23 protein-coding genes and 1 pseudogene are annotated in these 22,617 nt (G+C 27.3%); 13 read left to right on the top strand and 11 right to left on the bottom strand.

The annotated features are described in order from the left end of the window. Positions 1-22: 22 nt before the first annotated feature. From ACH5BH_RS09450 to ACH5BH_RS09465, 4 genes are all read left to right on the top strand, one after another. Complete coding sequence (locus ACH5BH_RS09450; RefSeq protein WP_423298172.1) at positions 23-1,933, top strand: flagellar hook-associated protein FlgK; 1,911 nt, start codon at positions 23-25, stop codon at positions 1,931-1,933. A 13-nt stretch (positions 1,934-1,946) separates the two neighbouring features. Beyond that, positions 1,947-3,308 carry a flagellar filament capping protein FliD gene (gene fliD, locus ACH5BH_RS09455; protein WP_404306842.1) on the top strand — a complete coding sequence of 454 codons (1,362 nt, stop codon included), beginning with the start codon at positions 1,947-1,949 and terminating at the stop codon, positions 3,306-3,308. 90 nt (positions 3,309-3,398) lie between these two features. Further along, a complete protein-coding gene (gene fliS, locus ACH5BH_RS09460) occupies positions 3,399-3,755 on the top strand; it encodes a flagellar export chaperone FliS (RefSeq protein WP_404306840.1) in 357 nt (118 codons plus the stop codon). After that, complete coding sequence (locus tag ACH5BH_RS09465) at positions 3,731-4,000, top strand: hypothetical protein (RefSeq protein ID WP_404306838.1); 270 nt, start codon at positions 3,731-3,733, stop codon at positions 3,998-4,000. The genes fliS and ACH5BH_RS09465 overlap by 25 nt, the downstream gene beginning before the upstream one ends. On the opposite strand, the gene tilS is transcribed toward ACH5BH_RS09465, so the two are convergent. The 6 genes from tilS to ACH5BH_RS09495 all read right to left on the bottom strand — a co-directional run bounded on the left by tilS (position 3,989) and on the right by ACH5BH_RS09495 (position 10,925). Next, positions 3,989-4,972, bottom strand: coding sequence for a tRNA lysidine(34) synthetase TilS (tilS, locus tag ACH5BH_RS09470; protein WP_423298267.1), 984 nt, complete (start codon positions 4,970-4,972; stop codon positions 3,989-3,991). The two genes, ACH5BH_RS09465 and tilS, sit on opposite strands and share 12 nt — an antisense overlap. Next, positions 4,972-7,014, bottom strand: coding sequence for a bifunctional diguanylate cyclase/phosphodiesterase (locus ACH5BH_RS09475; protein WP_423298173.1), 2,043 nt, complete (start codon positions 7,012-7,014; stop codon positions 4,972-4,974). Before ACH5BH_RS09475 ends, tilS begins: the two co-directional genes overlap by 1 nt. A gap of 21 nt (positions 7,015-7,035) precedes the next feature. Further along, positions 7,036-8,388, bottom strand: coding sequence for a 30S ribosomal protein S12 methylthiotransferase RimO (rimO, locus tag ACH5BH_RS09480; RefSeq protein WP_423298174.1), 1,353 nt, complete (start codon positions 8,386-8,388; stop codon positions 7,036-7,038). A gap of 89 nt (positions 8,389-8,477) precedes the next feature. Further along, the gene (locus ACH5BH_RS09485) at positions 8,478-9,050 is read right to left on the bottom strand and encodes a YceI family protein (RefSeq protein WP_423298175.1); all 573 of its coding nucleotides are present in this window, start codon (positions 9,048-9,050) and stop codon (positions 8,478-8,480) included. A gap of 73 nt (positions 9,051-9,123) precedes the next feature. Then, the gene (gene panC / locus ACH5BH_RS09490) at positions 9,124-9,942 is read right to left on the bottom strand and encodes a pantoate--beta-alanine ligase (protein WP_423298177.1); all 819 of its coding nucleotides are present in this window, start codon (positions 9,940-9,942) and stop codon (positions 9,124-9,126) included. Between the two features lie 23 nt (positions 9,943-9,965). Then, positions 9,966-10,925 (bottom strand): ABC transporter permease, encoded by a 960-nt coding sequence (locus ACH5BH_RS09495; RefSeq protein ID WP_423298268.1) that lies wholly within the window; start codon positions 10,923-10,925, stop codon positions 9,966-9,968. 28 nt (positions 10,926-10,953) lie between these two features. Here ACH5BH_RS09495 and acpS point away from each other — a divergent pair, with 28 nt between their 5' ends. Beyond that, positions 10,954-11,304: a holo-ACP synthase gene (gene acpS / locus ACH5BH_RS09500; RefSeq protein WP_423274016.1), complete on the top strand. Its 351-nt coding sequence runs from the start codon at positions 10,954-10,956 to the stop codon at positions 11,302-11,304. A 35-nt stretch (positions 11,305-11,339) separates the two neighbouring features. Here acpS and ruvX read toward each other — a convergent pair whose 3' ends face one another. Next, positions 11,340-11,720 (bottom strand): Holliday junction resolvase RuvX, encoded by a 381-nt coding sequence (ruvX, locus tag ACH5BH_RS09505; protein ID WP_423274015.1) that lies wholly within the window; start codon positions 11,718-11,720, stop codon positions 11,340-11,342. A 65-nt stretch (positions 11,721-11,785) separates the two neighbouring features. Here ruvX and serB point away from each other — a divergent pair, with 65 nt between their 5' ends. From serB to ACH5BH_RS09520, 3 genes are all read left to right on the top strand, one after another. Continuing rightward, positions 11,786-12,406 (top strand): phosphoserine phosphatase SerB, encoded by a 621-nt coding sequence (gene serB, locus ACH5BH_RS09510; RefSeq protein WP_404306825.1) that lies wholly within the window; start codon positions 11,786-11,788, stop codon positions 12,404-12,406. 11 nt (positions 12,407-12,417) lie between these two features. Next, entirely contained in the window at positions 12,418-13,410 is a 993-nt protein-coding gene (locus ACH5BH_RS09515) for a transaldolase (RefSeq protein ID WP_404306823.1), read from the top strand. A 146-nt stretch (positions 13,411-13,556) separates the two neighbouring features. Beyond that, positions 13,557-14,921 (top strand): class II 3-deoxy-7-phosphoheptulonate synthase, encoded by a 1,365-nt coding sequence (locus ACH5BH_RS09520; protein WP_404306821.1) that lies wholly within the window; start codon positions 13,557-13,559, stop codon positions 14,919-14,921. Between the two features lie 59 nt (positions 14,922-14,980). Here the strand turns inward: ACH5BH_RS09520 and ACH5BH_RS09525 are convergent. Both ACH5BH_RS09525 and gatC read right to left on the bottom strand, forming a co-directional pair. Continuing rightward, positions 14,981-15,277 (bottom strand): annotated as a pseudogene (locus tag ACH5BH_RS09525) (arsenate reductase family protein); the annotation flags it as partial. 62 nt (positions 15,278-15,339) lie between these two features. After that, positions 15,340-15,630, bottom strand: a complete 291-nt coding sequence (gene gatC / locus ACH5BH_RS09530) for an Asp-tRNA(Asn)/Glu-tRNA(Gln) amidotransferase subunit GatC (RefSeq protein WP_404306819.1) — start codon at positions 15,628-15,630, stop codon at positions 15,340-15,342. A gap of 129 nt (positions 15,631-15,759) precedes the next feature. On the opposite strand from gatC, the gene ACH5BH_RS09535 reads away from it, so the two are divergent. Both ACH5BH_RS09535 and ACH5BH_RS09540 read left to right on the top strand, forming a co-directional pair. Continuing rightward, the gene (locus ACH5BH_RS09535) at positions 15,760-15,948 is read left to right on the top strand and encodes a hypothetical protein (protein ID WP_404306817.1); all 189 of its coding nucleotides are present in this window, start codon (positions 15,760-15,762) and stop codon (positions 15,946-15,948) included. A 12-nt stretch (positions 15,949-15,960) separates the two neighbouring features. Further along, positions 15,961-16,371: a prepilin peptidase gene (locus ACH5BH_RS09540; RefSeq protein ID WP_423298181.1), complete on the top strand. Its 411-nt coding sequence runs from the start codon at positions 15,961-15,963 to the stop codon at positions 16,369-16,371. Between the two features lie 9 nt (positions 16,372-16,380). On the opposite strand, the gene tgt is transcribed toward ACH5BH_RS09540, so the two are convergent. Both tgt and ACH5BH_RS09550 read right to left on the bottom strand, forming a co-directional pair. Then, the gene (gene tgt, locus ACH5BH_RS09545; RefSeq protein WP_404306813.1) at positions 16,381-17,499 is read right to left on the bottom strand and encodes a tRNA guanosine(34) transglycosylase Tgt; all 1,119 of its coding nucleotides are present in this window, start codon (positions 17,497-17,499) and stop codon (positions 16,381-16,383) included. Between the two features lie 43 nt (positions 17,500-17,542). Then, positions 17,543-18,025 (bottom strand): response regulator, encoded by a 483-nt coding sequence (locus ACH5BH_RS09550; protein ID WP_404306811.1) that lies wholly within the window; start codon positions 18,023-18,025, stop codon positions 17,543-17,545. Positions 18,026-18,147: 122 nt separating this feature from the next. On the opposite strand from ACH5BH_RS09550, the gene ACH5BH_RS09555 reads away from it, so the two are divergent. Genes ACH5BH_RS09555 through ACH5BH_RS09565 form a run of 3 tightly spaced genes read left to right on the top strand, consistent with a single transcriptional unit; the run spans position 18,148 to position 22,603 of the window. Beyond that, positions 18,148-19,509, top strand: a complete 1,362-nt coding sequence (locus ACH5BH_RS09555; protein WP_423298182.1) for a TolC family protein — start codon at positions 18,148-18,150, stop codon at positions 19,507-19,509. 1 nt (position 19,510) lies between these two features. Further along, the gene (locus ACH5BH_RS09560) at positions 19,511-21,133 is read left to right on the top strand and encodes an ATP-binding protein (protein WP_423298184.1); all 1,623 of its coding nucleotides are present in this window, start codon (positions 19,511-19,513) and stop codon (positions 21,131-21,133) included. Positions 21,134-21,169: 36 nt separating this feature from the next. Continuing rightward, positions 21,170-22,603, top strand: a complete 1,434-nt coding sequence (locus ACH5BH_RS09565) for a COG3400 family protein (RefSeq protein WP_404306805.1) — start codon at positions 21,170-21,172, stop codon at positions 22,601-22,603. Positions 22,604-22,617: the final 14 nt, after the last annotated feature.

Raw genomic sequence — 22,617 nt, forward strand, 5'->3', positions numbered from 1 at the left:
AGTATACTACAAAGGAGTCTCTATGCTTAATACATTAAATGTTTCGCAAACAGGTTTATCAACTGCAAAAATAGCAGTTGAGAATGTTTCTAATAATATAGCAAATCAAAATACTCCTGGGTATAAAAAAAGAGTTGTTGATATGAAGGAACTCGAACAAACTGATACTCGATTTACAGGTCGAGGTGTTGGTTCTGATAATGCTTATAGAATTACTAATCAATATATGTTTGACAGACTCATGACAGAAAATACTAGGCAAGAAGGTTATACAAAGCTTTCAAGTATTTTAGGAAGTGTAGAGACAGCTTTTAAAGAGACAGATACAAGTGGTTTTTCTTCTGATTTAAATAGATATTTTCAAGCAGTGGAAAACTTAAGATCCAATCCAAATTCAGAAGTATACAAAAATGGATTGATAAATGAGGGAAAACTATTAGTAGAATCTTTACAAAATTTATATACAGGAATTGAAAGAGCCCAAGAATTAGAAGAACAAGAATTAAGATCAAATGTTGATAAAGTAAATGATATTCTTCAAGAAATAGGTTCTATAAATGAAAAATTAGGAAAACAATCAGACGCAACAAATGATTTATTAGATAGAAGGGATTATCTTGAAGAAGAGTTATCTGCTTATGTAGATGTTAAAGTAGATAGATCATTTAATGAGTATGAGCTTAGAATCGCAGGTAATGTTGCTGTAAGATATAATACTAATGTTAGAGATATTAGTGTAGAAGAAGAACATAAAGCTCAAATTGATAGATTTGCTAATGAAGATGGTACAGCAAGTAGTATTAAGTTTAAAGATAATACTACAGGTGCTGTAACTAGTATCCCTGAAACAGGTGATAAAATCACCTATAAACTTAATAATGAACAAGAAGTAAGTATTACTATTGGTAGTTCTCAATATACTGATCAAAATGGTAATACTGTAGATATTGATATTGACCAAGATGGTACACCTGATACAGTAGATGCTTCTAATTATGTTAGAGCTTTAGCTTATGCTATCAATGATAATCCTAGTACTAAGGGTTTAATTACTGCATATAATGGTAATTATAGAGTTGATGATGATGGTAATAAAATTGATATCACTGGTGAAGATAAGTTTTTATTAATTGAATCTGATAGTGCAGGTGTTAATGGAAAATTTGAAGGTAGAATTACAGTAACAGAAAGTCATGATGTTGATGGTGATGGAAATGCTGATGAAGTAAGAAATAGTTTTTATAAAGATGAATTACAAAGTTCAGACGCTGTTAGTAGGACTTTTGTAACTATTTATGATAAAGAAGTAGAATTAAAATCAGGTGTATTAAAAGTTCAAACTGATAATTTAAGTTCTGATTCTCCAAATAATAAACTTGAAGTCTATAAAGAAAAACTTGATAAATTTGCTAAAGTTTTAGCTGATGTTACTGATAAATATATAAGAACAGGTGTTGATTCATATAAGTTTGGAGAAAAAGCTTTAGATGAATTAGATAGTACAGTTGGAGAAACTGTAAAAATTGGTTTGTTTTCAGGAAGTAGTGTAAGCACATTAAAATTTAATGAGTCTGCAATTAATGATTTAGATCAAAAAGATTTAGATTATCTTGCTGAACTTCAATGGAAAAAAGACTTGTCTTTTACAGATGGGGCACAAGATCCTACTAATAATGATAGAACTTCTTTCAAAGAGTTTTTTCAAGAGATTAGAGCAATTGTATCAGGAGATAAAGAAAGTACGGATTTTGTTTTAGATACACAAAAAGATATAAAAGCAGCTTTAACATCTTCCTATGATAAACTTGTAAAAGTTGATAAAGATGAGGAAATGCTTAATCTAATTAAGTTTCAAGCAGCCTATACAGCAAATGCAAAACTTGTAACTGTGATTGATGAAATGTTAGAAACTTTATTGGGTCTTAAAAGATAGTAAGGAGTAAACTATGGCTGAAGGAATTTTAGGATTAGGTACAGGGCAATCTGCTTCTTTAAATCAAGAATTAATTGATAAATTAAAAGGTGCAGAAAGAAAAGCAAGAGTTGAGCCTTTAGAAACAAGAATTGAAGATATCACTAAAGAAAGAGAAACATATACTCAAATTGATACAAAAGTAAGTGAATTGTTAGCTGCAATTAAACCTTTTGATCTTTTTGTAAGTGGTGGTACAAATGCTTTTGAAGAAAAATCAGCTACTACATCAGGTGATTCTGTTGTATTTAATGCAACAGATTCATCAAAATTAAATAATGGTATTACAACAGTTGATGTAAAATCATTAGCACAAAAAGATGTATATCAATCAAATACAATAGATGCAGCTTCAAAAGATGCTTTAGGTGATATTGGTACATTAAGTATTGGTGTTGGAAGTGAAACTTTTACTTTTAATACAGCTGATTATTCAACTTATGATGAATTAGCAACAGCTATAAATGATAAAACAGGAATTAATGCATCTTTAGATCAAGTAGGTACAGACTCTTATAGATTGATTTTAAAAAGTGAAGAATCAGGTATTTCAAATGCTTTATCCATTTCAGGAACAGCTAGCCAAGCATTAGGTTATACAACAGATGGAACAACAGTTAATGCTACAAATCATACTTTAACAGCTCAAGATATGAGTGTTGAAATTGATGGGGTTTCTTATAATAGTGCAGAAAATAGTATTACAGTAGATGGTTTAGATATAACTGCAACTAAAACAGGTATATCATCTATTAATATAAAAGATGATACTTCTGTTATAACAAGTCAAGTACAAGAGTTTATTACAAAATATAATGAACTTGTAGAATTAATTGGAACAGAAATTGATAATGCTGATAGTGCAATATCTGATAAATCTTCATTAAGAAGTATTTTATCTGAAATTAAAAATGAGGTATTTGGATCTTATGGTGCATCTGATGATAAATCTTTATTTAATTATGGTTTTGAATTAGATAAGTCTGGTAAATTATCTTTAGATACAACAAAGTTTAATGATGTTCTTACAAATAACCCTGATGAACTAAAAGAATTATTTGTTGGTACTGCTGCAAAAGAAGGTTTTGGAACACAATTAAAAGCAACATTAGATGAAATGAATTTTTCAGGTGGATTACTTGATGCCTATGAAAAGGGTATTGATTCAAGAAATCAAACATTAGAAAAAGAGAAAGAAAAAGCAGTAAAAGACTTAGATGATAAATATAGTCAATTAGCAAATCAATTTGCTGCTTATACTTCTATTATAAGTCAATTTGAGAGTACATTCTCAGGTCTTAAAATGATGATACAACAATCTACATCATCAAACTAATAAAAAGAGAAAATTATTTTTTCTCTTTTTTGTTTAAAATTAAGCTAAGATATAATATACTTATTGCTACAAGAATAACGGAGATACTTTATGGGATTAGATGTATATAATCAACAAAATGCAGTTTCAGACGACCCTTATGTACTGATACTTAAATTATACGAAGGTATAATTAAATATCTTTCATTTGTTAAAAATGCAATGGAAGAGGGTGATGTTGAAGCAAAGTTTACTTATATAAATAAAACTATCGCTATTTTTGATGAACTAAGAAATGTTTTAGATTTTGATGGTGGAGATGTAGCTTATTATCTTGATGGATTATATCTTTATCAAATTGAGACACTTTTTTCTGCTGGTATTGATGATAATGTAAATGCTGTTAATCAAGTAATGAAAGTAGCACAAGGGCTAATCGAAGCATGGAAAGAAGAGACAGGTCTGTAAAGGCCTTAAACGAACTAATAAGAATTGATTCTTTAGATTCTTATGATAAAGCTGATGCTTTAGTTGCATGGTATGAAGAATATATAGGTCAAGATAGTATAGAAAATTTTGACTTAGAACTTCAAGAATTAAAGCAACTTGAAGAACTTTTTTTTAAAAGTATAAACTTTCTAAATAAACAAAAATTAGAAGCTAAAAATGATTTAGAAGAAGCACGAAAGATGAAGAAATTTCTAAATAACTAGATCTTCTATTTCTACTTTTTTTTCATATAAATATGCTCTTATATTTTTAGGTATTTTTTTTACTCTACATTTTTCTTTAAATTTTTTATCCATAGATGTTTTTGAAACAGGACATATAAATATATATTCCGAATTTATACTTACGGCAATCTTATGAGATATTATAATTTCTTTTTGTTTTATAATTTCATCTCTTGAAGCTTTTGATAAAACAAAGCCTCTTTTTTTGATACTTTTATCTATAATTCTAATGTTTAGATTATTATCATTTAGATTTTTATAAATCTCAAGCTCTTCGATTTTTTGTAAAGCAGATATACTTATATTTAAAGAGTTAATATCTTCTTGTAAATATTTAAAAGAATTAATAACTCCGTTTTTAAACTCACTTAAAAACTTATCACTAAAATTATGTCTAAAATAATTTCTTTTATATTTTATATCATTATTTGTTTCATCAATAAAATACTTTAAGCCATTTGTTTTTAAATATTCTTCTAATTCATCTTTTGTAATATTTAAAAGAGGTTTATATATCTTATAATAATCTTTATCTTCCCATGTATTAAAGCCTATAAGCTCACTTAATCCTGCGCCTTTAGATAATTGCATCATAAACCATTCTAATTTATCATTTAATTGGTGAGCAGTAATTAAAGTATTATATTTTTCTTCTTTAATGATCTCTTCAAAAAAGCAATATCTTATATCTCTTGCTTTTTTTTCAAAGTTTGAACCACTTAAAGAGACTTCTTTTAGAAATATTTTTTTATTGTATTTTTTAGCTAGTTCTTTAGCGAATAAAACTTCTTCTTTTGACTGGGCTCTTTCATTATAGTCTACAATTGCTATATCAAAAGAAACATTTTTATCAAGAAGTAGAAAAAATAGTGCACTTGAATCTATTCCTGCTGAAAAGGCTAAAAGATTTTTTGTATTTTTTAATATTTCTAAATTTAGTTTTAATATAATTAATCCTTTTCTTTAAAACTTTTTACAGATTTTGGTTCACCTAGATGATATCCTTGAGAATAATCGATATTAAGTTCTTTTACTTTTTGATGTACAACTTCATTATGTACATATTCAGCAATTGTTTTTATTCCAAGTTTTTTGGCAAAATCAACAACAATTTCAGCAACTGTTTGTGCATTTTTATCGTTGTTTATATTTTTGATTAAAGAACCATCAATTTTAATAAAATCAACATTTAATCTCATTAGATATTCAAAGTTTGAATATCCTGTACCAAAATCATCAATTGCTATTTTACAACCATGTCTTTTCATATTTTCAATAAACGAACTTACTTCATCAAAGTTTTCTATTCCTTCTGATTCAACTATTTCAAGTACAATTCTATTTGCTACTTTGTACTTTAAAATTTTATCAATAAAGTAGTGCATTGTCTCAGGATTTAGTATATCTTCAATAGTTAAATTAATAGAAAATTCATCACTTCTATTTTCAAAAAATTTACAAGCTTTATCTATTACTACTTTTGTAATATTTGAATAAAGTCTTGATTTCTTTGCTACTTCTAAAAAATGATAAGGAGAAACTATTTCCCCATTTGGTTCAATATATCTAATAAGACATTCATATTTTGATGTTTCTTTTGTATTATTTGAAATAATAGGTTGTAAAAAAATATCAAATCTTTCTTCAAAAAAACCTTCTCTTAGTTTTTTAGTCCATAATAAATTAGAATAATGTCTTTCTTTTAGATTTTGACATCTATCATAGTAAACATATTCTATATCATTAGTTTTAGCATATTCAAGTGCTGTTTCAGAGTGTAAATATACATTTGTTGAGTTTGATATGGCACAAGTAAGAGAGATATTAAAACTATACTCTTCTACTTTAAAAGTTTGTTTTTTTATTTTTTTATTAAATTCTTTAATTTTTTCGATAAAAATATCATCACTAAAATGATTTATTTTTAAAATAGCAAATTTATCTGCATTTATTCTAAAAATTTTTGATATATTTTTAAATTCATTTTTAATTATAGTTGATACTTCTATTAATAGTTTATCACCAATACTATAGTCATAACATTCATTTATCTCTTTAAATCTATTTATATCAAATAAACAAAGAGCAGGATTATTTTCATTTTTTAGCTCTTCAAAAAGTTTAAGTCTATTAGGTAGCTTTGTAAGTGGGTCTGTTGTTTGTTGTTGTATTTTTTTCTCTTTATTTATCAAATCAGTTACATTACTTCTAATAGACATAAATTCATTAATCTCATTATTTTCATTTAACATGGGAATAATTGTAGTTGCTACATAATACTCTTCTTTTTCTTTATTTTGATTTTTGATAACGCCTTTCCAAATCTTTTTCTTAAGAATTGTTTTCCACATATCTTTAAAAATTTCTTTAGAATTGTCAGGATGTCTTATTATACTATGAGGACTACCAATAAGTTCATCTTTTGAATATTTTGAGATCTTTATAAACTCATCATTTACATAAGTTATAATACCTTCTTTAGATGTTTTTGAAACAATTGAGCTTTTATCTACGGCTTTTTTATATTCATTTAATAAAGTAACATTTATTAAAAGTTCTTTATTTCTTTGACTAAGAGTTTTATTTAATTTTATTTCTTTTTGTTTATTTTTTGTAATATCTGTTACAAAACCTTCAAGGGCAATTACTTTACCATTTTCTTTTATAGCAAGGCCTTGTTCCCATACCCATTTTATATTTCCATTTTTTGCTGTTATTCTATATTCAACTTTCCATGGAATATTTTCTTGAATAGCTTCATCAACTATCATATCTACTTTTTTTCTATCTTCTAAAACAATTAAGTCCATATAAGATAAAGTAGCATTATTGACTAGGTCTTTCTTTGAAAATCCTGTTAAATCTTCACATCCATCACTAATTACTTCCATGGTCCAAAAATTATCATTTTTACATCTGTATAACATTCCAGGTAAATGATGTATCAATGATAGTAGATATTCTTTTTTTAAAAAATCGAATTCTTGGGCCATGGTAGCACTCCCTTAGGTATTCTAAGCTATTACAGTTGCAAGTAGTTTATCTCCCACAAGTTCTGTTATTTTTACTTTATATATCTTACCAAATTCTAACTTTTTTTGTTCACCTTTTTCATCAAAAAGTTCATTATCATTGATATAAATTTCTCCATCAATATCAGGAGCCCAAATAGTTTTTCTAGCACTTAATAAATATTCATGCTCATCACTTTCTCCATCAACATAAACTTCAAAAGTTTTACCTACTTCTTTTTCAAGTGATTCTTGAGTTGTTTTAGCAATAATTTCACCTAAAATATCTGCTCTTTCATCTATTATTTCTTGTGCAACTTTAGCATCTGATTTTGAAGCAGTTGTTCCCTCTTCATCAGAGTAAGAGAATACATTTGCTCTATCAAATTTATATTCTTCAATATATTTTGCTAAAGCTTCAAAATCTTCTTGTGTTTCACCTGGGTGACCAGCTATAAATGTAGTTCTTACAAAAGAGTTTGGTTTTGATTTCATCTGATTCATAAGCTCGATTAGCTTTTCAACACCTTTTCCTCTTTTCATTATTTTTAACATTGAAGGTGTGATATGTTGAAGTGGCATATCAAAATAGTTTACAAATACTTTAGAGTCAGCTATCTTATCAATAAGTGATAATGTAGTTGTTGATGGGTAAAGATATAAAATTCTAGCAGTTTTAATACCTTCAACTTTCTCAACAGCTTCTACTAATTGTTCTAAACCATCTTTATGTCCTAAGTCTCTTAAAAATGAAGAAGAGTCTTGAGAAACAAAAGAAAAATCTACAAAGCCTTGAGATACTAGTGATTTAACTTCTTTTATAAGTGATTCAAGTGTTCTTGAATGAAGCTTTCCTTTAAAACTAGGAATAGCACAGAATGAACAGGCCTGATTACAACCTTCACTTAATTTTACGTAAGCATGATAGTTTGAACCTGTGATTACTCTATCATTAGTTTCACTTGCTAAAAATACATCATTTGTGAAGTTTGATCTTTTAGCATTTACAAGTTCATCAATTCTATCGTAGTCACCAACCCCTGTAAATACATCAATTTCAGGTAGTTCTTTTTGTAATTCTTCTTTATATCTTTCACTTAAACAACCAGCCATTACCAATACTGATTCTTCTTTTCTTTCATCATGTAAATTTAAAATTGTATTGATACTTTCTTCTTTTGCAGAGTCAATAAAACCACATGTATTAACAATAATAACATCTGCATTTGAAGAGTCATTTGTAAGTGTATAATCTTTTAATTTTCCAAGCATTACTTCTGAATCTACAAGGTTTTTTGTACAGCCAAGTGAAACAAGATGTAATGATTTATCGGGATTTTGAGTTGTAAATTTCATTTATTACCTATTACTTTTTTCGCAATTTTATCATAAATTTAGTAAAAGTTTAAATTTAAATAAAATATAGAAAAAAGTAAAAGATATTTTTAGTTAACTTTTTCTTTTATACCTTGAACATCAATTAGAAGTTTTACATTATTGCTTACTGCAACACCACCCATTTCTAAAGCTTTGTTCCATTTAATACCATAATCTTGTCTATTAATTTTTCCTTCAAGCGAAAAACCTGCTCTTTCATTTCCCCAAGGATCTTTTACTGTAGAAATTTCATTTATATCTAAAGCAATATTTTTTGTGATACCTCTTAATGTGAAATCACCATAAGCTTTACCATTTTCAACTTTAGTAAGTTTAAATTTAATTTCTGGGAACTTTTTAGCTGCAAATAATTCTTCTTCTTTTAAGTGTTCGTCTCTTTCTTTATCTGCTGTGTTAATTGAAGCAACCTTTATTGTTGCATTTAAATTTTTTAGTTTTTTAGTTTTCTCATCATAAATAAATGAACCATCAAAATTATCAAATGAACCTTTTACATTTGAAATCATCATGTGTTTTACTTGAAATCCTACGTTAGTATGGCTTTTATCTACTTTATATGTTCCTGCAAATAAAGACCCTACTAATAAAGCACTTGATAATAATAGTCTATCTAATTTCATATATAATCCTTTTTGATTTTAATTATCAGAATTATAAGTATGATAAGCTTAAATTATCTTGAATGGTATTTTATTATAACCAAATATTATCAAGAAGTCTTGTATTCCCAAATCTAGCAACTACTAGAATTACTGTATTTTTAAGCTCAATAGTTTCTATTTCATTAAACTGCTTATCAACTATTGCTACATACTCTACATCAAGACTTGACATAACCTCATAGATTTTCTTTTCTACTTTTTTTACATCGAGTTCACCTTTTGCTATAAGTGAAGCAGCACTGTAAAGTGACTTTGAAATAAGTAATGCATCTTTTCTTTGAGTTTTATCTAAATATACATTTCTTGAACTCATAGCAAGTCCATCTTTTTCTCTTACGATATCACAAGGTACTATGTTTATTGGTAAGAAAAGGTTTTTAACCATTTGTTCTATAAGCGATAGTTGCTGTGCATCTTTTTTACCAAAGTATGCATTTGTTGGTTGAGTTAACCCAAATAGTTTTAAAACTACTTGTAAAACACCATCAAAATGACCTGGTCTTGTTTTGCCTTCTAACATATAGCTTTTATTTGGAGCTTTTATTAAAATCTCTTCACTTCCATATATAGTAGAAATCTCAGGCATGAAAAGATAGTCAACTTTGCACATCTCACAGATTTTTTTATCTGCTTCATCACGTCTAGGGTATGCGTCTAAATCTTCTCCTGGAAGAAATTGTGTAGGGTTAACAAAGATAGATACTATAACTATTTCATTTTCTTCTCTTGCTTTTTTGATTAAAGAGATATGTCCATCATGTAAAGCCCCCATTGTTGGTACAAAACCAACTGTTGAGTTAATATTTTTTCTAACTTCTTGTAACTGCTCAATAGTTTTTAAAACTTTCAATTATGTTTCCTTAATTAAATTTCTTATTTTCCATCATAGTTTGGGTTTAGTTTTAGTAGAACTAAGTCCGCTAAGATATTTCCAAGAAGTGTTAAAAATGCTCCAATGATTAATATTCCCATAATTACAGGATAGTCATGGGCTAAAGCACTTTGGAAAAATAAAAGTCCCATTCCATCAATAGAAAAAATTGTTTCAAGTATTACTGAACCACCAATAATTCCTGGAAGTGATAATCCAAGTAATGTAATAACTGGTGGATATAGATTTGGTAAGATATAGTATCTTAGAATTTGTTTGTTATTTAAACCTCTTGCTTTTGCAAAGAAAATATAATCAGACTTTAAAATCTCAATAGTCAGGGATCTAATATATAAAGTCAAACTTCCAATTCCACTAAATATTATGATAGAAATAGGAAGTATTAAGTGCCATGCAAAATCTAAATAGTAAGTTAAACTTCCATCATCTGGTACGGAGTGTAAACCTGCTATTGGTAAAACTTCAAAGTTTATAGCAAAAATTAAAACTAAAAGCAAGGCTAAATAAAAAGATGGCATAGAAAAACTAAGAAGTGATAACTGTCCTGTGAATCTATCAAAAAAACTATTTTTATTTAGAGCTGCTTTTATTCCAAGATAAAGTGAAATAAAAAAGATAAAAACCATTGAGATTATATTTATAGTAAGTGTGATTGGAATTCTACTTAATATCTCTTCTTTTACTTGTGAACCACTAGCAAAGGAAATACCAAAATCAAGTTGAACCATAGCTATAAGCCATGAAAAATACTGTACATATAAAGGCTTATCTAGTCCATAAATAGCTTTTAGTTGAGCAATTGACTCTTCTGTAATGTTAGGGTTTAACTGCCCACTTGCAAAAAAAGAGTTTGGCGCTGCATTTATAGCTATAAATGAAATCAAACTAATTATAAAAAGCATGATGATAAGGTATAATAGTTTTTTAGCAAATATTTTCATATTTGAATTATACACAATTAGGACTAAAATGATAGGTATAGATGTAGCTTCTGTTGATAGAATAAAAAGAATGTATGAGAAGTTTGGACGAAAAGCTTATGAGAGATTTTTAGATGATGAAGAGATTGAACTTATAAAAAGACCTGAGAGTGCTGCTGGTTTTTGGGCTGCTAAAGAGGCTGCTTCAAAAGCTTTGGGTACTGGTATTGGTAAAGAGTGTGGATTTCATGATATTAAAATCAAAAAATCAAAGCTTGGTGCTCCAAAAATAAAATACAAAAAAGAAATAAGAAAAAAGTATAAAATCAAAAAGTCTTATTTATCAATAACTCATGACCAAGGTTTAGCAATTGCCGTGGTTCAAAATACTAAAAAATAGATTTATAAGTAAAGAAAAGACAGAGATATTTAGTATTAGTTTTTTGCTAAATATCTCTCTAGTATAATTTTTGCAGCAAGAGAGTCAACTCTTCCATCTCTTTTGTATTTGATTTCACCTTTCATCATATCTTCGGCTTCAATTGAGCTCATATTCTCTTCTTGGAATTCATAAGGTATATCAAGTTCTAGTAGTTTAACAAAGTGATTAATTCTTTTTTGCATATCTTCACTTGCACTAGGAAATCCAACTATTAATTTTTCAATTTCCCACTCTTTTAAAAAAGCATTTACATCGTTTGAGGCTTGATTTCTATTTTTTCGCAGAATTGCTTCTTGTGGTGTTACTATATTTGAACTAAGACAGATTGCAACTCCTATTCTTTTAAGTCCTATATCAATACAAGCTAGTTTCAATCAGTTTCCTTTAGTTAATTTTAGGTATTATTATAACCTTTAAAGAATAAAACTAGGGAAAATTAATGAAATTAGCTGTATTTGATTTTGATTCAACACTTATGGATGGAGAGACTATTGACTTTCTAGCAAAGCCTTTAGGATTAGAGGAAAAAGTTGCAGGAATTACAGAAAAAGCAATGGCTGGAGAGTTAGACTTTTTTGAATCTTTAATTGAAAGAGTATCTTTACTTAAGGGTTTAGAGTATGCAAAAGCTGTAGAGATTTGTAAAGATTTACCTTTAATGCCAGGTGCTTATGAGATTATTCCTGAACTTAAAAAGATGGGCTATAAAGTTGTATGTTTTTCAGGTGGATTTAGAATAGGAACATCACCTGCTAAAGATAAACTTGGACTTGATGCAGACTTTTCAAATGTACTTCATGAAAGAGATGGTATTTTAACTGGACTTGTTGGTGGAGATATGATGTTTGGATATTCAAAAGGTGATATGATTCAAAGATTACAAAATATTTTAGGTGTTTCAAAAGCTGATACTTTAGTTTGTGGTGATGGTGCAAATGACTTATCAATGTTCGCTCATGCTGATACTAGAGTTGCTTTTTGTGCTAAAGAAGTATTAAAGAAAGAAGCTAATATTATAGTTGATACAAAAGATTTAACAAAAATCTTAGATAATTTATAAGGGAAACAAACATGAGTTTAAAAGAAGAAATTAACTACTCTTTATGGTGTGATTTTATTGAAAGAGATTTCTTAGAAAACAGATTTCAAGAGATTATAAAAGATGAAATAATCCAAGGTGCTACTTCAAACCCTGCGATTTTTGCATCTTCTATTACTAATTCTGTTGCATATAAACAACAACTTGATATGTTACAAGCAAATAATGCAAAAACAATCTATGAAGAATTAGCTCTAACAGATATCAAAAGAGCTGCTTGTTTACTTGATGAATTACATAAAAACGATGCTGATGATGGGTTTATCTCTATTGAAGTTGACCCTACACTTTGTGATGATGCCCAAGGGACTATTGAAGAGGGAATTAGATTGCATAATTCAATCGGACTTGATAATGTAATGATTAAAGTTCCTGCAACACAAGCTGGATACATTGCTATGAGAGAATTAACATCAAGAGGTATTCATGTAAATGCAACACTTATTTTTTCAGTTGACCAAGCTATCAAATGTGCGCAGGCTTTAGATGAAGGAATTAAAGAATCAAATAAAGATATTAAAGCTGTAATTTCTGTATTTGTTTCAAGATTTGATAGATTGTGTGATAGTGATTTTGCTTCAAAAGGTTTAGAAACTTCAAAACTTGGAATTGTAAATGCAACAAAATGTTACCATGAAGTGAATAAATTTGAAAATAAAAATATCAGAACATTATTTGCTAGTACAGGTGTAAAAGGTGATGAATTAGCTCCTTCTTATTATGTTGATAACTTAATTTATCCAAATTCTGTAAATACTGCACCTTTAGCAACTATTGAAGATTGGGTACAAGTAGGTTCAAAAGAACAGTCAGAAGTAATGACTGATAAGCAATGTGATGAATATTTTGAATTAATAGCTTCAAAAGGTGTAAAAATGGATGAAATCTATGAAACACTTTTAAGCGATGGATTAGATGCCTTTAAGGTATCTTTTAAAGAGTTACTTTCTAAATTAGTAGCATAATCTTACAGACATATTAGGCTTTCTAATATGTCTTTTTTCTTATAAAAGCCCACTACTGTTACAATTTAGTAACAAAATTAATTTTTCATATTAAGTATAGTTTAGATAAAATCATCCATTATTAAATAAAAGATAAAGGCAATAAAATGAAAAATTGGAATCCAAGTAGCTGGAGAGATTTTCCAATCAAGCAACAACCAACATATAATGACTTAGATAAATTAAAGAAAGTAGAAAATGAACTAGCTTCATATCCACCTTTAATTTTTGCAGGTGAAGCACTAAGTTTAAAAAGTAAGTTAGCTGATGTAGTAAATGGAAAAGCTTTTCTTTTACAAGGAGGAGATTGTGCTGAGTCATTTGCTGCATTTGATGCAAATAATATAAAAGATTTATTTAAAGCAATGATGCAAATGGCTGTAGTCTTAACTTTCTCTGGTGGATGTCCTGTTGTAAAAGTTGGACGAGTAGCAGGTCAATTTGCAAAGCCAAGAAGTGCAGACTTTGAAGAAATAAATGGTATTTCTTTACCTTCATATAGAGGTGATATTGTAAATGATATGGCATTTACTGAAAAAGCTAGAAATCCAAAAGCTAAAAAATTATTAAAAGCTTATAATCAAAGTGCTGCAACTATGAACCTTTTAAGAGCATTTTCAAGAGGTGGAATGGCTGATTTAAATCAGGTTCATTTATGGAATTTAGGATTTTTAAAAGATCATGAATTAGATGAAAGATATCAAGATGTTTCAAATAGAATTTCTGAGGCATTAAACTTTATGAAATCATGTGGAATTACAAGTGAAAATACTGCACAATTAAGTGAAACATCACTTTATACTTCACATGAAGCACTTTTACTTAACTATGAAGAAGCTTTAACTAGAAAAGATTCAATTACAGGTGATTGGTTTAACTGTGCTGCTCACATGTTATGGATTGGAGATAGAACAAGAGACTTAAAAGATGCTCATATTGAATACTTTAGAGGTATTAAGAATCCAGTTGGGTGTAAAGTAGGCCCTTCTATGAAAGAAGATGAATTAATTCAATTAATTGATAAATTAAATCCAGAAAATGAAGCAGGAAGATTAAATCTTATTGTTAGAATGGGTGCAAATAAAATTGAAGATCATTTCCCTAAACTATTAGCAAGAGTTAAAAAAGAGGGTAAAAATGTATTATGGTCATCAGATCCAATGCATGGAAATACTATTAAAACTGATAATGGTTATAAAACAAGAGATTTTGAAGCTATTTTAAGTGAAGTTCGAAAATTCTTCCAAATTCATAGAGCAGAGGGTACTTATGCAGGTGGTATTCATTTAGAAATGACTGGTCAAGATGTAACAGAGTGTACAGGAAGTGCAAGTTCAGCTATTACAAAAGAAGGATTAGCAAGTAGATATCATACTCAATGTGATCCAAGATTAAATGCTGATCAAGCTTTAGAATTAGCATTTATGATTGCAGATACTCTAAAAGAAGCTAGAAAAGATATCATTGTTTAGTTTATATCTTTGATGGCATAAAAAAAGGGAAGAAGTTTTACTTCTTCCCTTTTTTAGTTTTATAAAAATTTTTCTTTATATTCCTCTTCATTGAAACCAACAACAACATCATTGCTCATTTCAACTATTGGTCTTTTTAAAAGCATAGGCTCTTTACATAACCACTCAAACTTACCTTGTTCATCAAGATTAAGCTCTTTTAACTTTAAACTTCTGTACTTAGTTCCTCTACTATTGAAAACTAAATCAATTCCTGCTTTTTCAATCCAAAACTCGATAGAAGTTGAAGTAGGTATTTCTTTTTTTGTATCAAAAAATTCTACTTCTATATTGTTGTCCTTAAAAAACCTTAAGGCTTTTCTAACAGAGTTTCAGGTTTTTATTCCATAAACCTTAAACATTGTTTTCCTTTTATTTATTACTCAATAATCTTTGGAACTATAAAGTATCCATCTTCGCTCTTTGGCGCATTTTCTAAAATATGATTTGATAATTCTAAATCTTGTTTCGCAACATCATCTCTTAAAGGTGTACCACCTTCTACTGTATTAAATGTAGCTTCAATTTTTGATACATCAATTTCATTTAAATTCTCAACGAAGTTGATAATATCAGCTAGCTCAGATTTTAAGTTCTCTTTTCTTGACTCATCAATCTCTAAACTAGAAAGTCTTGATAATTTTTCAATTAGTTTATCATCTACAGTCATAGTTTTCCTTGTTGTTGTATATAAATATGATTATATCTAAAAAGAGTTTGTTATGGCTTTAAAAGATTTAGAATAAATTTATAGTATACTTTTGTATTAATAAATCTAAAAAATTTTAAAGGAAAAAAAATGTTAAATTTTTTAATAAAGAAATTTAAAGATGAAAAAGGAGCTGTTGATAAAATCTTAGTTGCCTTACTTTTGATTATTTTTGCTCTATCAGCAATCGTTATATATAATACTTGGATTATGGATGAAAGTGAAAAATTACAAAAAAAAGCTTTTTCTGAGAGTGTAATTAGTAAAAAGCATACTTAATATAAATTTTAAATGTTTTATATAGTTTTTTATGTTTTTTCTCTTTTTTTAAGTTACCTAGACCTAAAAAAATATATAGTACCAAATATTATGCTTATAACGATGTTTATAATGTTAGTAGTTTTTGGTTTATTAGAAGATAGAATTTTTATAAATTCTATTTACTTGGCTTTTTTAATGTTTGTTTTTTTTATAGTAATATTTTTATTAAATAGGGATTTACTACTAGGAGGAGGTGATATAAAGTATATGCTTTTAGTTACATTACTTTTTGAACCTATAGCTTTTTTTCTATTTGTTCTAATCACTGGAATTATACAAATAATATTTTTAATATATTTTCAAAATATTAGAAAAAAACCTATGACTCCTATGATTCCTAGTATGTTTATGTCTGTTGTTTTGGTACAACTTTTTTATTAAAAGAAGTTTTTAGGCTCTTTTTTCATAAAATTCTGTTCTAAATTCATCCCATCTATTTTCTAAAATCGCTGTTCTTGCTTGTGTCATAAGATTTAAATAGTAGTGAATATTGTGCATAGAAGCTAATCTAAAATATGTCATTTCACCTGCTTTATATAAATGATTTAGATATGCTCTTGTAAAATTTTGACAAGTATAACAAGTACACTCTTCATCAATAGGTTTTGCATCTTCTTTAAATTGGGCTTTTCTGATATTTAATCTCCCAAAAGAAGTAAATAAAGTACCATTTCTTGCATTTCTTGTTGGCATAACACAATCAAACATATCAACACCTCTGTGAATGTTTTCTATTAAATCTTCTGGTAATCCAACACCCATTAGATATCTTGGTTTATCTTCTGGCATAAATTGCGTTGTCCACTCAACTGTATCATACATATCAGCATTTGGTTCACCAACACTTAATCCACCAATAGCATAGCCATCAAAATCAGTTAGAGAACATAATTGTTCAGCACTTAGTTTTCTAAACTCTTTATCTGTACCACCTTGAATAATAGCAAAAATATTTTGATTTACTCCTATTCCTTTTTCTTGTTGGCTTTTATGATATGTAATAGCTTCTTTTGCCCATTTTGTAGTTCTTTGAATAGATTCTTTAATTCTTTCTCTTGTATTTGGTAATGCAACTAAATCATCTAAAATCATCATAATATCACTACCTAAATCATATTGTGTATCAAGTACACTTTGAGGAGTGAAGTAATGTTTACTTCCATCAATATGTGATTTGAACATAATACCATTATCATCAGGTTTAGAGTTATCACTTAGTGAAAAAGCTTGAAAACCTCCACTATCAGTTAGAAAAGAGTTTGGAAATTTAGAAAAGCCATGAAGTCCACCAAATTTTTTTATTATTTCACTTCCTGGTCTAAGATATAAGTGATAAGTATTTCCAAGAATAATTTTTGCACCCATGCTTAGAAGTTCATTTGCATCTAGTGCTTTTACAGTAGCTTGGGTACCTACTGGCATAAATACAGGTGTTTGTATTGTACTATGAGCTGTTTTTATTGTACATGCTCTAGCTTTATTTACAGTTGCGTCTATTTTAAATTGCATATATTTTATTAACCTTGATTAAAATTTCGCAATTATATCTAAATTAAGTTGATACTTTTTCTTCTAGTTGTTCTTTTAAAGCTTGATTTTCTTGTTTTAATGTTTCTATTTCTTTAAGTAATTCTTTTTTTTCATTTACAATCTCAAGTGCTTTAGAAATTGATTTAATAATATTTCTAATATCTATAGGTTTTATAATATATGAAGTAATTCCAAGCTCAATTGCTTTTTTTAAATAACTTATGTCTTGATGTGCTGTAGTTATTAATACTGGGATATCTTTGTTGATTTTTTTAATTTCTTCAATCATTTTTAATCCATCCATATTTGGCATGGATAAATCAGTTAAAACAACATCAATTTCTTCTTGATTTTGTTTATATTTTTCTAAACCTTCTTGCCCATCATTTGCAGAAATAATAGTGGCATTAACTAGTTTTAGAGTAATAATTGTGTTTTGTTGAATAGCTTGATCATCTTCTACATATAAAATAGTAGTATTTTTTAGCATTTGTTCATTTATCATGGGATTTAACCTTATTTGTTGAATTATATTAGCGATTCTTCAATAAAAAAGTTATTAAATTAAACTAAAATAAAAATTATTTATTTTTAGATATAATGAGATAATTTTATATAAGGGTATAAATGAATTACTTTTTCTTACTTGTTTTTAGTGTAAGCTTTCTATTTTCTAAAGAATTAAAATCAATATCCTTAGAAGAAGCAATACAAATAGCTTTAGAAAATAATAAAAGAAATAAAGTATCAAAATTAGCTTTAGAACTAGCAAATGCCCAATACAATAAAGCCCTTAGTGCAAATTATCCAACTATAAATGCAATGCTAATTGGGACAAGAAAAGATGAAAGTCCTATTTATCAGCAAAAAGGGGAGTTTCAACTTCCAAATGATTTATCACTTATGTTAGGAAGAAATTCAATTCCTTCAAATATTAATACAACTAGCTATGGTAGAGACACAGTAAAAGGTTCAATAAACTTACAATATCCAGTTTATACAGGTGGAAAAATCTCAGCTATTATAGAACAGGCAAAGTTAAATAAACATATTGCTTTTAACGCTATGAAAAGAGAAGAACAAAATGTTGTTTTTGATACAAAAAAGTATTTTTATGGCTATGTTTTAACAAATGAACTCTATAAGATTGCTAAAGATTCTTATGAACGAATGCAGTTTATTTCTGATTTAACTAAAAACTTTTATGAAAGTGCAGATTCTTTAATGGTTAAAAAAACTGATTATTTATCAGTTCAAGTAACAGTTACACTAATTGAGTCAATTGTATCTAAACTAGAAGCAAATAGAAATCTTGTAAAATCAGCTCTTATAAACTCTATGGGCTTACCTTGGGATAGTGACATAAAAATCTCATACACAAGTAGATTGGTACCACCTAATTATACTCTTGCTAAGTTAGTAGAAAAAGCTTATTCCTCAAATCAAGATATAAAAGAAATGGATATAGCTTTAAGAATTACAAAAGAGCAAATAAAAGAAAAAAAAGCAGGACATTATCCAACACTAGCTTTTATGGGAGAAGTATCAAAAACATACAACTCTTATAAATATGGGTTTTTAAATGAAGATCAAAGAAACAGATGGAATATTGGTTTTGCAGCAAATTTACCACTTTTTGATGGCTTTAAAACAACAAATGAGATTGAAGAAAAAATGCTGCAAAATAAAAAAATATATTTATTAAGAGATATGTTAAAAGACGCAATTGCCATGCAAATTAAAAATGAGTTAAATAATGCACTTATTGGTTTTAAACAAATAAAAACATTAAAAAAAGCGAAAAAACTTGCTAAAGAGAATAGAGAGTTAAACATAAGAGCTTATCAAATAGAAGCTGTAAAAACAGAAGAGGTAGTTCAAGCTCAGTATATAGAAGCTTATGTGAAAGCTGACTATTTAAAATATGTTCATGATTATTTAGTAGCTTTAGCAAAAATAGATAAATTAATAGGAAAAGAAATAAAATAAAATGTCAGTATATAGCAAAAATAAATTATTTAAAAAAGTATATAGTTTACTATTCTTAGGAATTACTTTTATAACCATTATTTTTGCAGTTATTGGGGTTTCTTTACACAAAAAAGCTGTATTAGAACTTATGCAATCAGAAGCAAAAGGTTTAACTCAATCTATAACTTTTGTAATATCAAAAGCTTTGCTAAAAGGTGATAATTCATCAATTATTGATTTTAATAAACAGTACATAAAAAAGACAGATAAAGTTAAAAGTGTTATTATTTCAAAAGTAAATAAAAATGAATATTTTTTGATAAAAAAAGATTCTTGGAGTCATAAAAAAACTATAGATGAAGTTTTTTTAAATATGCAAAAAGATAAACCTTTTAGTTCTATTTTATACTCAAGTTTTTTAAAAGAAGAAGTTTTTCATTATGTTTATCCTATGAATATATCTGGCAGTACGTGGGGTTGGTTACATATAAGTTTAGATTTAGAAAAATATCATGAGAAACTTGATAGTTTATATACTCAATATTTAGTATTATTTATTTTGTTTACAATTTTATCTTTTATTATTTCTTTTTATATAGCAAAAACTTTTGTAAGACCAATTGTTGAACTTAATAAAATTGTATCAAAAGTTAGTTCTGATAATTTAGATGTTAAAGCCCATAATATAAGTAATGATGAGGTGGGAGAATTAACTAAAGCCTTTAATTCTATGATATCACAATTAAGTACTTCTCAAAAAAATCTTAAAAAATATCAAGCAGATTTAGAAAAAAGAGTACATGAAAGAACAGCTGATTTGGAAAAAGCAAATAAAAGTCTAAATGAAAAATCAGAACAGTTAGAAGAGTTAAACAAAAATCTTGATACAAAAGTAAAAAGAGAAATAGAAAGAAGAAAAGAACAAGAACAAATGCTTTTACAGCAGTCAAGACTTGCTGCAATGGGTGAAATGGTAGGAAATATTGCTCATCAATGGAGACAGCCTTTAAATGCTTTAGGTATTATTATTCAAAATATAGATTTATCATATAGAATTGGAAAACTAAATGAAGAGTTTATGAAAAAATCCATTGATGAATCTTTGGATTTAACTACTATGATGTCTAAAACTATTGATGATTTTAGAAACTTTTTTATTCCAAATAAGAAAAAAGAAAACTTTTTATTACATGAAAGTTTAAATAGTTCTTTAGAATTAATTGGTTCTACTTTTAAAAATTATAATATTAAAGTTGAAAAAAATATTGATAAAGGTTTAGAAGTTTATGGCTTTCCAAATGAATTTGCGCAAGCTTTATTAAATGTATTATCAAATGCAAAAGATGCTTTGATAGAAAAAAAGATATCAAAGCCTATAGTTTTAGTTGCTTTAAAAAAAGAAAATAATATTGGAAAAATTTCTATTAGTGATAATGCTGGGGGAATTGATAACAAGGTAATAATGAAAGTGTTTGAACCTTATTTTACTACAAAAGAACAAGGTAAAGGAACAGGTATTGGTTTATATATGTCAAAGATGATTATCGAACAAAATATGAAGGGAAAAATTTACGCTAAAAATATAGAAAATGGTGTAAGTTTTGTTATTGAAATACCTTTAAAAGAGCAAAAAGAAGATTAAAATCTACTATTAATTTAATTAAGATATAATATCAAAATGAAAAAGATATTAATAATTTTAGATGGTATTGTTGCTAAAAAGCTAATGCATAGAATTGTTGAGGCAAATACTAATGATAACGCTTATGATGTTATATATATGAGTGATTTGATTCTACCTGTACAAAAGCCTTCTAATTTTACTTTTTATAAGTTTGATCCAACTTCAAAATCTAAACTAGCTATGGTTTTAGATAAAAATATTCATACAGAAGTTTTAATAGCACTTAATTCAAAAGATGAAATGATAAGTGTGATTAAAAATATCAGAGAACATAAACAAAATCTTCAAATGAATGTACTTGATTATTGGGGTTTAGAAGTTGATGATCCTTATGTAAATGTTTATAAAGGTATAGAAGTTTTAGCAAATGGTATGGTTGAAAGACTTCCAAATATTCCTGTTGTGGCACAAAATATTGGGCTTAAACAAGGGGAAATTATGGAAATTAGAATTCCTTTTGGTAGCTCTTATGCTTATAGATATATAGGTTCAATTGAACAAAAAAAATGGAAAATCTTTGCTTTATATAGAAATCAACAACTTCTTACTATAAAACCCTCATTAGTTTTAAAACCCAATGATGTGATATTAGTAGTTGGAAAACCTTATGTTTTAATGCAAGTATTTAATGCAATTGGCAAAAATCAAGGGCAATTTCCTATGCCTTTTGGACACAATATATATTTATATTTAGATTTATATTTACAAAGTGAACAGAGTGCTAGAAAAGCTATTATTGAAGCAAAATTTTTGAATCAAAGATTAAAAAATAAGAAATTAATAGTAAGAGTTACTAGACCAACAAGTGTTGGGATAATGAATTTTATAAAAGATGAATTAAGACATTTCCCATCTATTAAACTTTGTATTGATTATGCAAATTCAGGTTTATTTAAAATACTAAGAGAAGATTTTAGAAAATTTGATATTGGAATGATTGTATTAACTCAAGAGATGTTTAAAGACAAGGAAGCTGTATCAAGATTAATTGAGTTTAAAGTTCCTATTTTTAAACTAGGAAATGAAAAGTTAAAATCTGTAAAAAGTACAGTTGTTGTTTTAAATGATACTCCATCTTATGAGCAAATATCTCCTATGGTATTTGATGTAGCAAGTCAAGTTAAAACAAAAACAAGAATATTTGATTTAGATCCAATTGGGGAAGAAGAAGATAAGTCAAACCTTTTAGATCATTTTGAGAATTTAGCAAAAATTTTTAATGAAAAAGTTGAAATTATTTCAAGTACTGAAAATCCAATAAGAAAACTAAAAAAACAAAAAAATATGGTTCAAATTTTGCCACTTAAAAAAGAGATGTTCAAAAAAAGATTTTCATTTAAGTTTTTTTACACAAATACAGACTATATATCTTTTGATATGAATGAATATAATCAACTGCTAATTCCCGTAGTTGAAGAACAAAATTAAATTAAGGATAAATT

Origin of the sequence: Arcobacter rhizosphaerae, from assembly GCF_049472155.1 — a bacterium.
GTDB lineage: Bacteria > Campylobacterota > Campylobacteria > Campylobacterales > Arcobacteraceae > Arcobacter_B.